Below are 16,725 nucleotides of genomic sequence, written 5' to 3' on the forward strand. Positions count from 1 at the left end.
GGTTCTCCTGTCAGCGGTCGGCCCAGAGGACCGGGCAGTAGTCGGGATCGGCGTAATCGGGGTGGCCGGCCGAAGTCCGGCGTACGAGGACGTCGTGGTTGTAGGCGGCGAGGGTTCCGTCGGAGAGCGGGTACTCGCGGTAGTGGTTGGCGCCGTCCTGGAGATGGAGAGAGATGGCGCAACGCGGGCGATCGGAGACGTTGGCGCCGCTGCCGTGGTACGTGCGGCAGTGATGGAAGTTCATGTGACCGCGCGGGATCGTGATCGGGACCTTGATCACCTCGGCGTCGTTGTACGCCGCGTTCTCCGCCAGCATCTGGTCGAGCTGGGAACGGTCCCGGTCGGCGAAGTGGCGTACGACGGTGTCGTCCGACCCGATCTCCCGCCAGCGGTGGCTGCCGTCGACCATCGTGATCGTGCCCATCTCCGGCGGGCAGTCGTGGAACGGGATGAACGCGGTCAGCATCCGGTCCGACGCCGAGGAGGACCAGTAGTGCTTGTCGAAGTGCCAGGGCACGATGTTCGACGGTTCACCGGAGATCGGCGGCTTGTAGATCAGCGTGGACTGGAAGATCCGGATCTCGTCGGTCTGCGCGAGCCGGGCCGCGACCGCACCGATCAACGGCTTGCGGAGGATCTTGGCCAGCCCGTCGTGCTCGTAGTGCACGTAGTCGTTGTGCCGCTGGACGTCGCCCTTGGTCGGATCCCAGTACGCCAGCTTCGGCGGTGCCGCCGGCAACGATCGGTCCCGTTCGCCCGCGTAGTAACGCTCGCTGGCGTTGACGAGCTCTTCGGTCTCGTCGTCGGTGAGCAGCTTCTTGGACAGGTACCAGCCGTGCTCGTTGTAGAAGGCAACATCCTCGTCCGTCGGCAGCAACTCGATCTCAGCTTCGGACAATTTGAACTCGAGGCTCATACGTCCGTCCCCGCCAGCTCGCGTTCCTTCGCCTCGTAGAGCGCCTTGATGTTCCCGCTGCCGAACGTCATCGCGCCACGCCGCTCGATGATCTCCAGGAACAGCGTCCGCCGTACGTGCATGGACTCGGTGAAGATCTGCAGCAGCTGGCCCCAGTGATCCCGGTCGACCAGGATGCCGAGCTCCTCCAGGTCCTCGATCGGCGTCTCGAGCTCGCCGACCCGCGCCGGCAACGCCTTGTAGTACGCCGACGGCGAGGCGAGGAAGTTGACGCCCCGGCCGGACAGCGTGCCCACGGCCTCGACGATGTCGCTGGTCCGCAAGGCGATGTGCTGTACGCCGGCACCCGCATGCCAGGTGAGGAAGTCGTTGATCTGGCCCGGCCGCCGGTTCGGGTCCGGCTCGATCAACGTGAACGTGACGTGTTTCGACGTACTCTGAACGACCGTCGACTCCATGCCCTGCCCGGCCACCTCGATGTACTCGTCGAAGATCGGCAGGAACCCGAACACGTTCTCGTAGAACTCCACCGTCGGCTTCAGCTGCCCGGACGGCACACAGATCGCCAGGTGGTCGATCTCGCTGAACAGCTTCTCGTCCGGACCGCCCGCGGGCTCGGTGATCTGGAACGCGCCCGGCAGGAACTCCCGCCGCGGCCCGTGCCGCTCGACCAGCCGATGGATCACGTCGCCGAACCCGGCCACCTCCGCGACCACCACGGTCGTCTCCTGCTCGTCGGTGTAGGTCACCGGCTCGGCGATCGACTCCGCACCCCGGCTCAGCAACTCGGTGTAGGCCACGGCCGCGTTGTCCACCTCCAGTCCGACCACCGCGACGCCGTCACCGTGCCGCTGGACGTATGCGGCCGCGGCGTGCTCTGCCGTCAGCCCCGAGGTCAACACGATCTGTACGGCGCTCTCCCGCAGCAGCAGGGAGCGCTGTCCGGCCAGTCCCGTCTCCGGTCCGCCTTGACCGTGCACCTGTAGGCCGAAGGCATGCGCCAGATAGAACGCCGCCTGCTTCGCGTCGCCCACGTACAGCTCGACGTGGTCGATCCCGTAGATCTCCATCACCAGTCCTTCCCCTCACTCTTGTTCGCTGTGCTCGGCGGTCCGAACAGCAGGCTGACGTTCTGGCCACCGAACCCGAACGAGTTCGACAGCGCGTACTCCAGGTGCGCCTCGCGTGGTTCCTTGCGGACGTGATCCAGCGGGCAGGCGGGATCCGGGTCCTGGAGGTTGTACGTCGGTGGCAGCAACCCGGCGTTGACCGCAAGGGCCGACGCCGCCGCCTCGACGACTCCGGAGGTGCCGAGCATGTGACCGGTCAGCGCCTTGGTGGAGCTGACCGCGGGTGCGTGATCGCCGAAGGCCAACCCGATAGCGACCGACTCGGCCACATCACCGAGCTTCGTGCTCGTGCCGTGGGCGTTCACATAGCCGACCTGACGCGGCTCGACGCCACCGCTCACCAAAGCCCGTCGCATGCACTCGGCCGCTCCTTTGCCGTCCGGTCTCGGGGCCGTCGGGTGGTGTGCGTCCGAGTTGACTCCGTAGCCGGCGACGTCCGCATAGCCACTCGCGCCTCGGGCCACGGCGTGCTCGGTGCTTTCGAGGACCAGCAACGCGGCGCCTTCGCTCAACACGAATCCGTTCCGTCGCAGGTCGAACGGGCGACTCGCCTCCGCCGGGTCGTCCCAACCACGCGCGAGCGCTCGTGCGTTGGCAAAGGTCTCCGCGAATGTCGGGAACAGGGGTGCCTCACTCGCGCCGCACAGTACGACGTCTGCCTCACCGGACCGGATCAGCCGGGCCGCGTCCGCAATCGCCTGGGCGCCGGAGGCACACGCCGTACCGACGGCCGAGGTGTAGCCGCGGAGGCCGAAGCGGATCGCGACGCGGGCGGCCGGCATGTTCGGGAGGATGCCGGTGAGCAGGTACGGGCTGACCGCGGCGCGGCCGCGTTCGGCCCGGGCGAGGACCTGTTGCTCGAGAGTCGCCATCCCGCCGACTCCACCGATGATCACCCCGATCCGGTCCGGATCGACGTTCTCGCCGATGGTGAGGCCCGCGTCGGCGAGCGCGTCCTCGGCGGCGAGTTGAGCCAGGATCACGGTCCTGTCCATCACCTTGCCGTCGGGGCCGGATGCGATCTTGCCTGGATCGAACGGCGGAAGGATCCCGGCGAGCTCGATGGAGTTCGCGATCGGATGATCCGGAGGCGGCTTGGCGATGCCGGATCGCCCGTGCAGCAAGGCGTCGTACACCTCGTCGATGCCTCGGCCCACTGGAGTGAGCAGGCCCATTCCGGTGATCGTGATCATGAGCGTGCCTCGCGGAGGGCGACCTTGCGGACCTTGCCTGTCACCGTGACCGGCACCTCGCCCGCGCCGGCCACGGTGACGTTGCGGATGATCGCCGCGACTTCCTCGCCCACGGCCGCCCGCACCTGTGCGGTGCGGTCGGCCGCTGCCGCTTCGGCGGTCAGTTCGAGGAGTACGTCGGCGACGTACTGGCCGTCCTGGTTGACGATGATCACCGTGCAGTCGGCGACGTCGGGCAGGGCGGCGAGGATGCGTTCCTCGGACATCGAGGTGAACAACTGTGGGCCGTCGAAGCCGGCCACCGCATCCGGGACCCGGTCGAGATGGAAGTAGTGGCCGGTGTCGTCGCGGTAGACGAGGTCGCCGGTGAGGAACCAGCCGTTCAATCTGAACCGGTAGGTGTTGACCGAGTCGTTCCAGTAGCCGGGAGAGACGGACGGCGAGCGGAATCCGAGCAGACCGACCTTACCGTTGGTGAGCTCCTCGCCGGTGGATCCGAGGACCGCGGCCTCGGCGAACGCGTACGGCTTGCCGATGCACCGGCCGTAGTGATCGCTGTCGATCGTGTGCGTGATGTGGAACCCGTTGTGGCCCATCTCGCTGGAACCGAGACCGTCGATGAAGTGACTGCCCTTGACGGTCCGGCGCCCTTCCCGGGTCACGGTCTCTCGGGTGCCGACGGCAACGAGTTTGCGGATGTGCGGCTCGTGCGCGCAATCGCCGGTGTTGAACCACATCCGGACCGAGTCGAGGTCGTGCCGCCCGAGATCGGCGCGGGCCAGGCCGGCCCACGTGACGGCGAATCCGTAGACGGCGCGAGGCTTCCAGCGTTCGATGTAGTGCAGGACGTTCGGGGCGTCCTGGCTGGAGAGCAGCAGCATCTCGGCGCGGTTGCCGAGGACCTGGTTCACCATCAGGATCGTCGCGGTGTGCGGGATCGGAAGGGCGTTGAGGATCCTGTCCGTGCCTTGCGCTTGCGGCATGGTCAGGAGGTGTTTCAGAGCGGCGTACAAGGTGGTGTGGGTGTGCAGAACAGCCTTCGGTACGCCGGTTGTGCCGCTGGTGTGGGTGATCACGATCGGATCGTCGCGGTGGTGGCGGTAGTGCTCAGGCGCCTTGGCGGGGTCGCCGGTGCCTAGGTCTCTCGGCTCAGCCAGGACGTCTGTGTGCAGGAGTTGGCGGTGGGCGGCGTCCGCGAGTACGGCGGTGACGCGGAGGCGGCGGATGTATTCGTCCGCGATCGCGGGCGCCATCTTGCCGTTGAGGAGTGCGGGAATGGCACCGACGCGGGTGAGGGCCAGGAAGCTGAGCACGATGTCTTGCGCTTCCGTGGCCCAGATCGCGACCACATCGCGTCGGGTGATGCCGTGTTCGGTGAGCCACGCCGTACGGGCGTTGACTCGGTCGTTGAGTTCGCCGAGGGTCAGCGGGTGTTCGGCCGGGTGGTGGTCTACCGGCGTGTCGAAGGTAAGGCCGGGGCCGGTCGGATCGGCGCCGTGGGCAAGTACCCGGTCGAGGACGTTGCCGGCACCGATCTCTCGATCCGCGGCGAGTTGGGCTCTCAGGCTCTTCATATCGGTTCTTCCCCACTCACGATCAGGGCGGACGCCTGGTGGGCTCCCACCTGCACGATCAGCACTTGGTCGGCGTCCCCGTCGTCGATCAACAGTTCGGCCTCGTCGAGCCCGCCGTCGGTCACGCACACGACTGGACCGCGGAGGTCCCACTTCGCCGCAATCCACCCGGCGACGCTGTTGGGCACGGACTGGAAGAACAGCAGCGGGCCGATACGTTTGCCGTCAGCAACTAGTCGGCGTACGTGGTCGGCGCTGGTCTGATCCCCATCGCTCACCAGCACGATCCCGGTCCGCTGCGTCCGCGTCGGCGCCTTGCTCAGACACCGCTCGGCCGCCGCAACCGCCATCGGATTGAACGCCGACACCACAAACCCCGGCACCCCCGGCGGCTCCCCCTCATCCCACCGCCCCGCAGCCAATGTCCTCATCCCGCCCGCACCACCAACGCCGTATTGGCGCCACCGAACGCCGAATTCAAAGACATGCCATACGCCGTCGAGGCCGTCCGCGGCCCACCCAAAATCAAATCCAGATTGCAGGCAGGATCCGCCTCCAAAAGCCCTGCATTAACCGGCAGCTTCCCCTCCCGCAGCGCCTGGATGGTGATCAAGAACTCCACCAGCCCAGAGGCTTCCAACGCATGCCCATGCAGTCCTTTGGTAGAGCTCACCGGAGGGTTGAAAACCTTGGTGATGGCTGCAGCCTCGGATGCGTCGCTGAAGATGGTTCCGGTGGCGTTGGCGTTGAGGTAGCCAATGTCCTCGGGGTGGAGGTTGGCTTTGCGGAGAGCGGATTGGATGACTGTGGTCAGGCCTCGGCCGTCGGGAGCTGGTTGGACTGGGTGGTAGGCGTCACCGGCTCTGGACCAGCTGACCAGTTGGGCTAATCCCTCACCAGCCTCGAGGACGACCGCGGCAACACCATCACCAAGCAGAGTGCCTTGGCGGTGCAGGCTGAACGGCCGCACAGCATGGTCGGTCGCCAGTGCCCGACCGGCGTCGAAGAGCGCGTACTGATGAGGTTCAACCAAGTACGCCGCAGCAACGACGACCCGATCGGCCCGCCCCGCACGGATCAGAGTCGCAGCGTCCGCGAGCGCCGTACTCGCGGAGACGCAAGCGCTCGTATAGACCCGCCGCTGCCCGAAGTCCCGAGTCGGTGCAGTGTGCAGCGCAAGTAACAACGGCGTACGGCGATCGACCCCAGCCTGCCCGCAAGCAGTGGCAATCGCGAGATCGAGCTCCTCCTCCAGCGTGCCAATCTCCGTCGCCGTCGCCGCGTAATGCACGCGCCGATTGCTCGTGTCGAACCGCGTGACCTCGCTGAAAGCCGGCGTACCAGCGAGCTGCGCCTCCGGGCCGCGCCCGAGCGCTGTCAGGATCGAGAGGCCGGTAACAGCGACCGGTCGGGGTTCAGACATGGCTGATCAGCACCTCGCCGATCACGGTCACGGCGTCGTCGATCGTGACGATCCGTTCGAGCTGGTCGTCGCCGAGCTCGACGCCGTACCGCTGCTCGACCTGATGGACCAGCCAGGCCAGCTCCATCGAGTCGAGCCGTTCGGCCTCGGGCGGGCGCTGACCGAGGCCGGCCAGCCAGGTGAGGATCTCGGCCCGCCCGGGCGGGGGTGGGGTCGAGTTCATCAGACCTGCTGGGCTACCCGGCCGGCCACCTCGGCGGTAAACTCACCGACCGTCATCAACGCGAGCTGCTCGGACTCGTCGTCGGAGAACCTGACCCCGAACTTGTCCTCGACCCGCACGGACAGATCCGCCAGCGCCAGCGACTCCAGATCCACCCCGGCCGGGCCGAGCGTGGTGTCGTCGTCGATGCCTTCGATGTCGTAGTTCATGTCTTCCAGTTGCGCGATGACGAATGCGCGCACCTCGTCCTTCATGTTGTTACCTTCTTTCGGTGGGAGATTCCGTACATGTCTGGATCGCGCCCGCCGGCGCCGAGCCCCGAACCGCGGCCCACAACCTGCTCCTCACGCTCGCCGGCTCGCTCGTCGACAGCCCGGCCCTCACCCATGACCCATCCGGACGTCCACACATCCCCGGCCTCGCGGTGAGCATCAGCCACACTCACCACCTGGTCGCCGTGACCGCGTCGTACGACGGACCTCTCGGCATCGACCTCGAGGAACTCCACCCCCGCTCGATCCGACCCTTGGCGGAGAGGTGGTTCGACCATTCCGAGTTGGCGTGGATGGCCGAACAATCCGACGAGCTGACCGCGTTCCTGCAGCTGTGGACCGCGAAGGAGGCGGTGGGTAAGGCACTCGGTCGTGGCCTTCGCAGCTCCGGCCTTCGTCGCCGCATGCCACTGGGTGGCGGGGTGGTCGAGTCCGCGCCCGAGGTGGTGGTGACTTACGTCCCGTGGGAAGGCGCCGTACTCGCGTTGGCCGCGCCGACCGGACTCGTGGAGATCGTGGTGCATTACGAGGCGGCCTTGCGGAGGGTGGGGAGGTCCCGGACCAGCTTCCCGGTGGTGGTTCGAGGGAGTTGATCGAGGACGTGAAGGGTCCGCGGGCGTTTGTACGGCGCCAGCCGTTGGGCGAGATCGGCATCGAGCGTCGCCGAAGCACGTGGGGTATTCAGTTGCACGTACGCGGTGATCGCGCCGTCGAAGACGACCACCGCGGATTCGACGCCAGGTAAGGACGTCAGCGTGGACTCGACCTCGGTCAGGTCGACCTTGAGCCCGCCGATCGAGACCTGCGAGTCGAGCCGGCCCTTGATGCTCACCAGCCCGGTCTCCGGGTCGACGACCCCGGCGTCGCGGGTGTGCAGCCAGCCGCCGGACCAGCGAGTCGGGTCGGACAGTCCCAGGTACGGCGACTCCGGACGGCTGACCTGGAGTTCGCCGTCGATCGCGCGGACCTCGATCCCCGGCGCGGGCCGGATCGCCGGCCGGTGTTCGCCGTACAGGTCGGTGCCGATCACGCCGACCTCGGTCATCCCGTACATGTTCCCGAGCGGTACGCCGTACTTGTCCTCGAACGACTGCCACACCGCGGCGGGCACCAGCTCGCCGCCGGTCGTCATCCGCTTGAACTGCGGCAACCACGGCGGATCCTGCACCGACGCGAGCAGCCCGATGTGGAAGGGCACCCCGAGCACCGTCGCCGGCGTCGTGGCGGATCCGATCGCCTGGACGATCGCATCGCCGGTCATCCGGGCCGGTGGGACCAACTCGACGCCCGCGTGCAGCCCGTAGAGCAGTCCGCCGACCAACCCGAGCACGTGGACCATCGACGGCAGCAGGATCAGCCGCTCCCCCCGCTGCGGTACGCCGTCGATCTGCGTATACCGGCGTACCTCCTCGACGAGGTCGTCCGCGGTCCGCCCGATCACCTTCGACGGGCCGGTCGAGCCGGAACTCAGTTGTACGACGGCGTGCGTCGTACCGGCCGGATGGCCCGAATAGCTGGCCAGGTCGGTGTCGACCTCGACGAACGTTCGCAGGCCTGCCGGCGCGAGTCTGCGCGGGGAAACGACCACCTGCGGGACCAGTCGTTCGATCGCGCGACGGACCTCGTAGTCGGTCAGGCGGTGGTCCAGCAGGATCGCCTGGCCACCACTGCGCCAAACCGCCAGCAAATGCGTAACAAAAGCCATTGACGGTGGCAGCCGTAAGACCACTGCGCCACCGGGCCTAAAACCGGACTGGGCCAGTTCGGTTTGCCGATCGCGGACCAGTCGGCGTAATTTCTCCCGGTCGACCGGGTCAGGTAAACGAAAGCAAATATCACCGGCCGGGCCGGCCAGCAGGACATCGTCGACCCACTCCGCACCGAGGGTGGTTCCGGGCAGCACAACAGCACCGTCCATGGTCATCCGAGCTCCAAAGCCGTTCCACACAAAGGATTCGAAGACCAGAACCTCCACCAAGGCCTGGCGATGACGCGACGATACGACACGATCACACAACTACGCTATGGACCAGCAGTAATCACCCAATTACCCCTCGCAACCCCCATTTCCCCCCTCCCACCCACAACAAAAACAAACCACACAAACGGTATGCGGAGGTTACAAAAGGTCTACCCGATCCCCATTAATGAAGGTTTCCCCTCACCCCACTAAAACCCCCACCCACAACCTCAAAAACTCTCAAGGGACACCGCCTCCGACGCGGGCGCAAACCGTCTCCCGACGCTGTGCCACGCGAACGGCACGTGGGGTGCTGATAGGTGAGAGAGGAGGTGTCTCGTGTGGTGATGAGGGTGGTAAAGGACACCGCCTTCGGCGGCGACAGTCTCGTGGCGCCTTCGGCGCGCGCATACCCGTCTTCCAGATGCTGTGGCACGCGAACGGGATGCGGTGAGCGGGTAGGTGATCGCCCGGCAGCGCATGTGGTGATGAAGGTAAGTAGAAGGACACCGCCTTCGGCGGCGACAGTCTGTTGACGCCTTCGGCGCGAGTCGCAGACTCATCTCCCGGGCGTTGTGGCACACGACGGGATGCGAGGAGCTGGTAGGTGAGGGACGAGGTGCCGCGCATCTGGAGATGCGCGCGGGGAGCTGGTGGGTGAGGGTGCCGCGCATGTGGTGATGCGGGTGAGGGTGGCGCCTTGTGCGGGTGGTGGTGTGGGAGGTGACGTGGTGAGGCGGCGGTGAGGCTGTGCCGGCTGGCACAGCCTCCACTCGCCTACCTCACCAATGTGCAATCAGTCAGTTCCTTCGACGATTCGGAAGTCTCGTTCGACGCCGTCGGCGAGGGCGGCCAGCGCTTCTTGGTAGGCCGGGCTTTCGTGTGCTGCTACGGCCTGCTCGAAGGTGTCGAACTCGACGAGGACGGTGCGCTCGGCGATTCCGGCGTCGTGCGCCACTACGCGACCGCCGCGGACGATGGTCCGGCCGCCGCCGGCCTTGACGGCCGGAGCGGCCAGCTCGTTGTACGCGGCCAGCTTCTCAGGATCTGAAATGGTGCGGTAGGCGCTGACCCAGTAGCCCTTGGGCATGGAACCTCCAGTGTTGAGATGAGTGCATCTGACTTACGGATTGGTTTCGGACGAGCGTCGGCGGGCGAGAGCGAGGCTTGTCAGCGTCGTGATCGCCATGGCGCCGATACCGACCAGCGCCGCGGTGGTGTAGGCGCTGTCGTCGGGGAAGAGGTGGCCGGGGCTGGTGCCCGCAGCGAGGATCAGGCCGCCGATGGCGCTGCCCAGGGAGTACCCGACGCTGCGTACGACGTAGTTGAAGCTCATGGCGCTCGACGTCTCGCTCTTGGGGGTGACGGCCAGGATGACACCGGGCATCGCCGCCGAGAAACCGCCGACGCCGAAGCCGAGCACACCCATCGCCACGAACAGTTCGGCCAGGTCCGACCGGGCCGCCGCGAACAGGGCGAACCCGCCGCCGACCACGACGGCGCTGCCGGCCAGCAGCAGGGGGTTGGCGATCCGCGTCCGGACCCGCGGCGTGAGCTTGCCGGCGACGAACCCCAGCACCGAGAACGGGATGAGGACCAGCCCGGCGACGAAGGTCGTCAGCCCGAAGCCGTAGCCGGCGCCGTGCGGCGTCTGCGCGTACCGGGTGATGAGCGTGAGCAGGAGGTACATGCCGATCCCGCCGACAAACATGGCGAGGTTCGCCCCGGCGACCGCCGGGTGCCGCACCGCCCGCACATCGATCAGGGGCGTCGTGCTGCGCAGCTCGATGATGACCCAGGCGCAGAGCAGCACCACCGCGACGACGGCAAGGGCCGCCGCCACGGCGACGTGCCGGCTCCACAGATTCCGGTCGCCGGCGAGGAACAGCACCAGGAGTAGCGCAGCGGCCAGAACGACCGCTCCTGCCACATCCAAGTGGGCGGAGCGGCCCTCGGGAGCTTCGGGCATCGAGCGCCATGCGGTCAGGAGAGCGGCGGCGGTGACGACCAGGCCGAGGCCGTACGCGGCCCGGACCCCGCCGAGCTCGACGAGCAGTGCGGCCAGCGGGTAGCCGACGCCGGCCCCGATGATCGAGACCACCGAGATCAGGGCGATCACGGCCGCGCTGCGCACCTCGGGGAGGTGATCCCGGGCCACGCCCATCATCAGCGCCGTCAGCCCGAGCCCGACGCCCTGGGCCGCCCTGCCGGCCAGCAGCCACGCGAACCCCAGCGGCAGCACGGTGAGCGCGCTGCCGGCGACGACGACCGCGAGCGTGGCGAGAATCGTGGCCCGCCGGTGCGGACCGGCTCCGAGCCGGCCCAGTACGGGTGTGGCGACGGCGCCGCTGAGCAGAGCGATGGTCAGCGTCCACTGCGCGCTGCCGAGCGAGACATGGAACGAGGTCGCCACGCTGGTGATGAGCGGCGTACCGAGGCTGGCGACCGCCGCCACGACCAGGGCGATGAACATCAGGGCGGGGACCAGCAGCCGCTCCTCGGAACCCGCCACCGGGAACGCCTTCGCCGCGCCCCCGCCGACCGGCTGGCCGGTCACTGCTTCGGCCCTTCGCGGTCCTGGCTTTCGAGCTCTGCCAGATGCTTCAGCGCCGGCAGGGCCGCGACCAGGGCCTCGATCTCGTCGCCGGTGAGCTCGCCGATCAACTGCTCGAACGCGTGGACGCCCGCCTGGCGCCGCGTCCGGACATAGGCGGCGCCGGCCTCGGTCAGGCACACCAGCGTGACCCGCTTGTCGGACGCGTCGCCCCGCCGCTCGACCAGGCCGGACTCCTCCATCACCCGGACCAGCGCGGTCATCGCGGGCTGGGTGACGCCCTCGATCGCGGTCAGATCGGTGATGCGCCGCGGGCCGGTCCGGTCCAGGGTGGCCAGGGTGGCGGCGGACGTCAGGCTCATGTCCCGGGGCAGGCGTCTCACGGCCCTGGTGGCCAGGCTATAGAGGGCTGCCCCGATGGCGGCGGACGCGCCAGGAGCGATGTCTTGACGACTCATGCCAGAAGCATAACATCTTTATATTCATTCTTTATGTACTTGCCAAAGGGCGTCGCCAAACGGCCGCCAGAGGCGGTGTCCCCTCGCGTGAGAGGTACTAGGCGGGAGCACCCAGGGTGGTCAACGCCGTGGCTACGCGGCCGTGGGCTGCCTCTAGGGCGGCCCTGGCGGCGGGGATTGGAGTGCCAGTGAGGAGATGGACCAGGGCTGGCTTGAGCTCGCCATCTGCCTCGGCCAGCGCCGCCTCACAGGCGTCGGTGTCCGCGCCTGTCGCCTCAGCGAGGATCCGGAGCATCCGACCGCGGAGCTTCTTGTTGGTGGCGACCAGGTCGACCATCAGGTTCGACCAGGTCCGGCCGAGCTTGATCATGAGCGTCGTCGAGAACGCGTTCAGGATCATCTTCTGCGCGGTCCCAGCCTTCAGCCGCGTCGACCCCGCGATCACCTCAGGACCCGTATCAGCCGCGATCACGATGTCCGCCAGCGGCGCCAACGGGGCCGCGGGGTTGGACGTGATCAGCACAGTGGTCGCCCCAGCCGCTCGTGCGGCCTTCAGCGCCCCGGCGACGTACGGCGTACTCCCGGAAGCGGCAAGGCCGATCGCGAGGTCCTGACCGGTCACTGTGGCCGCGTCAGCGGCTCCACCCTCCTCGGAGTCCTCGACGTTCTCGACCGCGCGGAGCAACGCCTCCAGACCGCCGGCGTGGTGCGCGACCACCAGTCCGTCCGGAACGTGGAACGTGGGCAGCAGCTCGGCGGCATCCAGCACCGCCAGGCGCCCCGACGTCCCCGCGCCGAAGTAGTGCACCCGCCCGCCGCCGCGGATCGCCTCCACCCCGGCGTCGACCGCGCGGGCCAACTCGGGGATGACGACGGCGACAGCGCCGGCCACTCGAGCGTCCTCGGCGTTCACCATCGAGAGGATCTCGCTCGTGCCTACCGCATCGATGGCGAGCGTCCGGGGATTGCGCTGCTCCGTCGGTGTGGTCACAGGTCGATGTTAGTTTTCTACTGAAGGATTTTCAATTCTGTTCATCGTTGACGGAAACAGTTGACGAAACCGCAATCCGTTACTTCCGCCTCGAGGACCGCTACTCCGAGCCCTTGAGCCGGTGCCCGCGCACCGCGCTGGCGGTCTCCTCGAGCGCCTTCCGGGCGACCGGGAGCACCTGCTGGGCGACGCCGATGAACAGGCAGTCGATCACCGTCAGTTGCGCGATCCGCGACGCCATCGCCCCGGACCGGTACGTCGTCTCCCGCGCGGCCGTGGTCAGCACCAGGTCGGCCGTCTTGGCCAGCGGGGACCGCGGGAAGTTCGTCACGGCGACCGTGGTGGCGCCGTGCTTGGCCGCCTCCTCGAGCGCTTCGACGACCTCGACCGTCGTACCGGTGTGGGAGATCCCGATCGCCACGTCGCCGTCACCGAGCAGCGCCGCACTCGTCAACGCGATGTGTACGTCGGACCAAGCGAAAGCGACCCGGCGGATCCGGTGCAGCTTCTGCTGCAGGTCCAGCGCGACGAAAGCGCTCGCCGCAAACCCGTAAAGGTCCACCCGCGAAGCGTTCACGACCGCGTCGACGACCTTGCCCAGCGCGTCGACGTCGATCTGCTGGGCGGTCTCGCGGACCGCCCGCTCGTCGGCGAACGCGACCTTGCTGACCACATCGGCCAACGAGTCGCCCGGCTCGATGTCACCGCCGACCTCAGGCCGGAGGCTCTCCTGCGCCGACTGGGCCGCCAGCTGCAGGCGGAGCTGCGGATAGCCGGGAACGCCGATCTGCTTGCAGAACCGGATGACCGTGGTCTCCGAGGTGGAAGCCACCTCCGCCAGTTCGGAGATCGTCATCGCCGCCACTCCGCCCGGATCCGCGAGGACCGCGTTCGCCACCCGCTGCTCGGCCGGCGCCAGCGCGGGCATGACCGCGCGGACCCGGACCAACAGCGGCCCCGTGGGTTCTGGAGAGGTTGTTGAATTCATGACAGCCACGGTACGGCGCCCATGCACGAAGTGGGGTCACCGACGCGAAAGTCTCCAACCTGTTGCGGTAAATGATTCAGGCGTTCGTTCACCATCGAGAAGTTCACCACTCCCGCTCGTGATTTTCACACCGTCGACGTAGACACCACGGCCCTCGTACAGCGGATCCGTCGTGTAGCGCCATCTGATCGTTTGAGCACCCGCACCAAGCTCCGCGGTGACCTGATGCCAATGCCGATCGCCCGATCCACTGATCGAACCGTCATGGTCAGTTACGGAACCCCGATCGCGCACGGTGAAAGGAACCTTGTTCCAAGTGGTCCCGTCGGTCGACGATTCCAAGTACAGCAAGTCCGAATCTTCGGTATCGACGAACAAATCGAACGCCAACTTCGCCCCATCAGTCGGTACGGCGACCTGCACCGACAACGTCGCACTCGCGTTGTCCGTCGTACCGGAGAACCAGGCGTCCTTGCCGTGCCGTGGTCCGACTCCGAGCGACTCCGCAAGCCCTTGTACGACGGCACGACGCGCCGGATTGTTGCTACCCCAGTCACGCGAAGGGTGCACCCGGTTGGTCAGCAGGATCGCGAACGAGCGGGAGTCGAAGTCGATCACGATCGACGTGCCGGTGTAGCCCGTGTGACCGGCGGTACGTGGACCGGACAGGCCGCCCATGTACCAGCGCTGGTTGAGCTCGAAGCCGAGACCGTGGTCGTTCCCAGGGAAGGCCTGGTTGAAGTTGGTGATCATCGCGGTCACCGAGGATTCCTTGAGGATCCGGGCCCCGCCGTAACTGCCGCCGTTCAGGAACGCCTGGGCCAGCACGGCCAGATCGTCCGCAGTGCTGAAGACACCGGCGTGACCGGCGACGCCGCCCAGCGACCAGGCGTTCTCGTCGTGCACCGAACCCCACACCATGCCGCGCGGCGGCGCGGTCTGGAACTCGGTCGCGGCGATCCGCGGCTTCTTCTTGGGATCCGGGTTGTAGCCCGTGTCCCGCATCCGCAGCGGCTTGGTGATGCCGTCGGCGACCAGCTTGTCGAGCGTCTTCCCGGTGACCCGGTGCGCTACCTCGCCGAGCGAGATCAGGTTCAGATCGCTGTACAGATAGGTGCTTCCGGGCGGGTTCTGCAACTTCGCGGTGAGCGCCAGCTGCAGCCGCTCCTCCGGCGTCTTGCCCGTGCTCCACAGCGGCAGCCACGAAGGGAACCCGGTGGTGTGCGTGAGCGCCTGCCGAACCGTGATCGCCTCCTTGCCGTTCGCCGCGAACTCCGGGACGTACGACGCGATCGGCGTGTCCAGGCCGATCTTGCCCTTCTCCACCAGTTGCATCACGACGATCGACGTGAACAGCTTCGACACCGACGCCATGTCGAAGATCGTGTCGGTGCGCATCGGGATCTGCTGGTCCGGCGGCAATTCGGTGCCGGCACCGTCGGCGTACTTGAGCGCCATCCCGGTCGCCGTCTTGGTGACGATCTTCCCGTCGTGGCCGAGCAGCGTGACCGCGCCGGCGTACAAGGGTCTCGTCGTACCGCTGGGTCTGGTCCAGCCGTCCACCTGGGCCAGGGCGGCGTCGATCGGGGCCGGGTCGAGACCGGCCTTCGCAGGGGTCGAATCGCGCAAGAGCGTCCCCTTCGGCGCATACCCGTCGTACGGGTGGTCGAACCGGCCAGAGTTGTTGCCATTAGCAACTGCAGGGCTTGCCATCGTCACCATCATCGCAGAGGCTACCGTGAGCGCGGCAAGGCGCTTCATCGGTGCGCTCCCTTGTACAGAAGGTACTTCGCCCGGCGAGCGGTCCACGCGTCGGTCTCGGACTTCCAGGCCGCGACGATCTCCTCGGCGGTCGCGCCGGCCGTGTACATGGTGCGGAAGCGGTCCGAGCCGGTGAGCAGGTCGATCCAGCGTCCGGGCGGGGTCTCGGCCCGCCAGGTGAAGTCCGGGTAGAGCTTGCCGGCCTCGACGATCATGTGGGTCGCGGCAACGATCGCCTCCGCCTTGTGCGGATCGGTGATCTGCACCTGGACGCCGCCGCAGAGCACGTTCGCGTTCTTGCTGATGGTCGGCGTGAAGTAGGCCTCCCGGAACTGGATGCCCGGGATCTTCTTCGTCTGCAGTGCCTCGGCCCACTTGTAGTCGACGTACGGCGCCCCGATCAGCTCGAACGGTCGCGTCGTACCGCGCCCCTCGGACATGTTGGTTGCCTCGAACAGGCACAGGCCCGGGTACAGCAGCGCGGTGTCCGGCGTCGGCATGTTCGGGCTCGGCATCACCCAGGTCGCACCGGTGTCGGCGTACAGCTGATCGCGCTTCCAGTTCTTCACCTGGATGACCTCGAGCTCCCGCAGCCGCCCGCCGTTCGGCTCGAGCGGCAGGTACTCGGCGTTGAACATCCGGGCCAGCTCGCCGACCGTCATGCCGTGCTGCTGGAGGATCTCCTTCTTCCCGACGCCGGACGTGAAGCCGGGCTTGAGCATCGGCCCACGCGCATACCCACCGACCGGATTCGGACGGTCCAGTACGACGAAACGCGCGCCGGTCCGTACCGCCGCCAGCATGGCCTCGAACATCGTCCAGATGTAGGTGTAGAAGCGCGCACCGACGTCCTGGATGTCGAAGACCACGGTCTCCACACCGGACGCCGTGTAGAGGCTGGCCAGCTTGTCCGCGTTGGCGCCGTACGCGTCGTACACCATGATTCCGGTGCGCGGATCGACGTGGTCGCCTTCCGAACCACCGGCCTGGGCGCTACCGCGGAAGCCGTGCTCGGGGCCGAAGACCGCGACGATGTTCACCTTGCCGGACGCGTGCATGGTGTCGACGATGTGGGTGAAGTCGGGCAGGATCCCGGTCGGGTTGCTGATCACGCCGACCTTCTGACCGGCCAGTGCACGCCAACCGTCCTTGGCCAGCGCCTCGGCCCCGGTCATCGCCTTGCCGTGGCTGCCACCAGTCGCGTTGGCAGCCGGTACGTCGAGCAGCGGGGCGGCGGCCAGGACACCGGCGCCGGCGAGCAAACTGCGTCGCTTCATGGGGA

The 16,725-nt window shown here is 67.4% G+C and carries 17 protein-coding genes; 1 reads left to right on the forward strand and 16 read right to left on the reverse strand.

All coding sequences use genetic code 11. The annotated features are described in order from the left end of the window. Window positions 1-10: 10 nt before the first annotated feature. The 8 genes from AB0L70_RS23905 to AB0L70_RS23940 are packed head-to-tail and all read right to left on the reverse strand — an operon-like array spanning window position 11 to window position 6,713. On the reverse strand, window positions 11-916 hold the full coding sequence (locus AB0L70_RS23905) for a phytanoyl-CoA dioxygenase family protein (RefSeq protein ID WP_363687636.1): 906 nt from the start codon (window positions 914-916) through the stop codon (window positions 11-13). Continuing rightward, window positions 913-1,986 (reverse strand): 4-hydroxyphenylpyruvate dioxygenase, encoded by a 1,074-nt coding sequence (hppD, locus tag AB0L70_RS23910; RefSeq protein WP_363687638.1) that lies wholly within the window; start codon window positions 1,984-1,986, stop codon window positions 913-915. Before hppD ends, AB0L70_RS23905 begins: the two co-directional genes overlap by 4 nt. Next, window positions 1,986-3,239, reverse strand: coding sequence for a beta-ketoacyl-[acyl-carrier-protein] synthase family protein (locus AB0L70_RS23915; protein ID WP_363687640.1), 1,254 nt, complete (start codon window positions 3,237-3,239; stop codon window positions 1,986-1,988). Before AB0L70_RS23915 ends, hppD begins: the two co-directional genes overlap by 1 nt. After that, the gene (locus AB0L70_RS23920) at window positions 3,236-4,813 is read right to left on the reverse strand and encodes a class I adenylate-forming enzyme family protein (RefSeq protein ID WP_363687642.1); all 1,578 of its coding nucleotides are present in this window, start codon (window positions 4,811-4,813) and stop codon (window positions 3,236-3,238) included. Before AB0L70_RS23920 ends, AB0L70_RS23915 begins: the two co-directional genes overlap by 4 nt. After that, complete coding sequence (locus AB0L70_RS23925; RefSeq protein WP_363687644.1) at window positions 4,810-5,244, reverse strand: hypothetical protein; 435 nt, start codon at window positions 5,242-5,244, stop codon at window positions 4,810-4,812. The genes AB0L70_RS23920 and AB0L70_RS23925 overlap by 4 nt, the downstream gene beginning before the upstream one ends. Further along, entirely contained in the window at window positions 5,241-6,236 is a 996-nt protein-coding gene (locus AB0L70_RS23930; RefSeq protein ID WP_363687646.1) for a beta-ketoacyl synthase N-terminal-like domain-containing protein, read from the reverse strand. The genes AB0L70_RS23925 and AB0L70_RS23930 overlap by 4 nt, the downstream gene beginning before the upstream one ends. Then, complete coding sequence (locus AB0L70_RS23935) at window positions 6,229-6,459, reverse strand: acyl carrier protein (protein ID WP_363687648.1); 231 nt, start codon at window positions 6,457-6,459, stop codon at window positions 6,229-6,231. Before AB0L70_RS23935 ends, AB0L70_RS23930 begins: the two co-directional genes overlap by 8 nt. After that, the gene (locus tag AB0L70_RS23940) at window positions 6,459-6,713 is read right to left on the reverse strand and encodes an acyl carrier protein (RefSeq protein ID WP_363687650.1); all 255 of its coding nucleotides are present in this window, start codon (window positions 6,711-6,713) and stop codon (window positions 6,459-6,461) included. Before AB0L70_RS23940 ends, AB0L70_RS23935 begins: the two co-directional genes overlap by 1 nt. A 17-nt stretch (window positions 6,714-6,730) precedes the next feature. Between AB0L70_RS23940 and AB0L70_RS23945 the strand changes: the two genes are divergently transcribed. Beyond that, entirely contained in the window at window positions 6,731-7,324 is a 594-nt protein-coding gene (locus AB0L70_RS23945; protein WP_363687652.1) for a 4'-phosphopantetheinyl transferase superfamily protein, read from the forward strand. On the opposite strand, the gene AB0L70_RS23950 is transcribed toward AB0L70_RS23945, so the two are convergent. The 8 genes from AB0L70_RS23950 to AB0L70_RS23985 all read right to left on the reverse strand — a co-directional run bounded on the left by AB0L70_RS23950 (window position 7,255) and on the right by AB0L70_RS23985 (window position 16,720). Further along, entirely contained in the window at window positions 7,255-8,655 is a 1,401-nt protein-coding gene (locus AB0L70_RS23950; protein WP_363687654.1) for an AMP-binding protein, read from the reverse strand. The genes AB0L70_RS23945 and AB0L70_RS23950 overlap by 70 nt on opposite strands. Window positions 8,656-9,487: 832 nt before the next feature. Beyond that, window positions 9,488-9,781 (reverse strand): DUF1330 domain-containing protein, encoded by a 294-nt coding sequence (locus AB0L70_RS23955; RefSeq protein WP_363687656.1) that lies wholly within the window; start codon window positions 9,779-9,781, stop codon window positions 9,488-9,490. 33 nt (window positions 9,782-9,814) lie between these two features. Continuing rightward, window positions 9,815-11,248 carry an MFS transporter gene (locus AB0L70_RS23960; RefSeq protein WP_363687658.1) on the reverse strand — a complete coding sequence of 478 codons (1,434 nt, stop codon included), beginning with the start codon at window positions 11,246-11,248 and terminating at the stop codon, window positions 9,815-9,817. Then, window positions 11,245-11,703, reverse strand: a complete 459-nt coding sequence (locus tag AB0L70_RS23965; protein WP_363687660.1) for a MarR family transcriptional regulator — start codon at window positions 11,701-11,703, stop codon at window positions 11,245-11,247. Before AB0L70_RS23965 ends, AB0L70_RS23960 begins: the two co-directional genes overlap by 4 nt. 97 nt (window positions 11,704-11,800) lie before the next feature. Next, the gene (gene murQ, locus AB0L70_RS23970) at window positions 11,801-12,694 is read right to left on the reverse strand and encodes an N-acetylmuramic acid 6-phosphate etherase (protein WP_363687662.1); all 894 of its coding nucleotides are present in this window, start codon (window positions 12,692-12,694) and stop codon (window positions 11,801-11,803) included. Window positions 12,695-12,794: 100 nt separating this feature from the next. After that, window positions 12,795-13,682: a MurR/RpiR family transcriptional regulator gene (locus AB0L70_RS23975; protein ID WP_363687664.1), complete on the reverse strand. Its 888-nt coding sequence runs from the start codon at window positions 13,680-13,682 to the stop codon at window positions 12,795-12,797. A gap of 36 nt (window positions 13,683-13,718) precedes the next feature. After that, window positions 13,719-15,443 carry a serine hydrolase gene (locus tag AB0L70_RS23980; protein ID WP_363687666.1) on the reverse strand — a complete coding sequence of 575 codons (1,725 nt, stop codon included), beginning with the start codon at window positions 15,441-15,443 and terminating at the stop codon, window positions 13,719-13,721. Beyond that, a complete protein-coding gene (locus tag AB0L70_RS23985; protein ID WP_363687668.1) occupies window positions 15,440-16,720 on the reverse strand; it encodes a DUF1343 domain-containing protein in 1,281 nt (426 codons plus the stop codon). Before AB0L70_RS23985 ends, AB0L70_RS23980 begins: the two co-directional genes overlap by 4 nt. Between the last annotated feature and the right edge of the window lie 5 nt (window positions 16,721-16,725).

Origin of the sequence: Kribbella sp. NPDC051952, from assembly GCF_040680855.1 — a bacterium.
Classification (GTDB): Bacteria; Actinomycetota; Actinomycetes; order Propionibacteriales; family Kribbellaceae; genus Kribbella.

Excerpts from the sequence above, each read along its gene's own strand:
- AB0L70_RS23930 (WP_363687646.1), bottom strand. The coding sequence starts at position 6,236 with ATGTCTGAACCCCGACCGGTCGCTGTTACCGGCCTCTCGATCCTGACA.
- AB0L70_RS23950 (WP_363687654.1), bottom strand. The coding sequence starts at position 8,655 with ATGACCATGGACGGTGCTGTTGTGCTGCCCGGAACCACCCTCGGTGCG.
- AB0L70_RS23985 (WP_363687668.1), bottom strand. The coding sequence starts at position 16,720 with ATGAAGCGACGCAGTTTGCTCGCCGGCGCCGGTGTCCTGGCCGCCGCC.
- AB0L70_RS23940 (WP_363687650.1), bottom strand. The coding sequence starts at position 6,713 with ATGAAGGACGAGGTGCGCGCATTCGTCATCGCGCAACTGGAAGACATG.
- AB0L70_RS23980 (WP_363687666.1), bottom strand. The coding sequence starts at position 15,443 with ATGAAGCGCCTTGCCGCGCTCACGGTAGCCTCTGCGATGATGGTGACG.
- AB0L70_RS23975 (WP_363687664.1), bottom strand. The coding sequence starts at position 13,682 with ATGAATTCAACAACCTCTCCAGAACCCACGGGGCCGCTGTTGGTCCGG.
- AB0L70_RS23920 (WP_363687642.1), bottom strand. The coding sequence starts at position 4,813 with ATGAAGAGCCTGAGAGCCCAACTCGCCGCGGATCGAGAGATCGGTGCC.
- AB0L70_RS23925 (WP_363687644.1), bottom strand. The coding sequence starts at position 5,244 with ATGAGGACATTGGCTGCGGGGCGGTGGGATGAGGGGGAGCCGCCGGGG.
- AB0L70_RS23965 (WP_363687660.1), bottom strand. The coding sequence starts at position 11,703 with ATGAGTCGTCAAGACATCGCTCCTGGCGCGTCCGCCGCCATCGGGGCA.
- AB0L70_RS23955 (WP_363687656.1), bottom strand. The coding sequence starts at position 9,781 with ATGCCCAAGGGCTACTGGGTCAGCGCCTACCGCACCATTTCAGATCCT.
- AB0L70_RS23915 (WP_363687640.1), bottom strand. The coding sequence starts at position 3,239 with ATGATCACGATCACCGGAATGGGCCTGCTCACTCCAGTGGGCCGAGGC.
- AB0L70_RS23935 (WP_363687648.1), bottom strand. The coding sequence starts at position 6,459 with ATGAACTCGACCCCACCCCCGCCCGGGCGGGCCGAGATCCTCACCTGG.
- hppD (WP_363687638.1), bottom strand. The coding sequence starts at position 1,986 with ATGGAGATCTACGGGATCGACCACGTCGAGCTGTACGTGGGCGACGCG.
- AB0L70_RS23905 (WP_363687636.1), bottom strand. The coding sequence starts at position 916 with ATGAGCCTCGAGTTCAAATTGTCCGAAGCTGAGATCGAGTTGCTGCCG.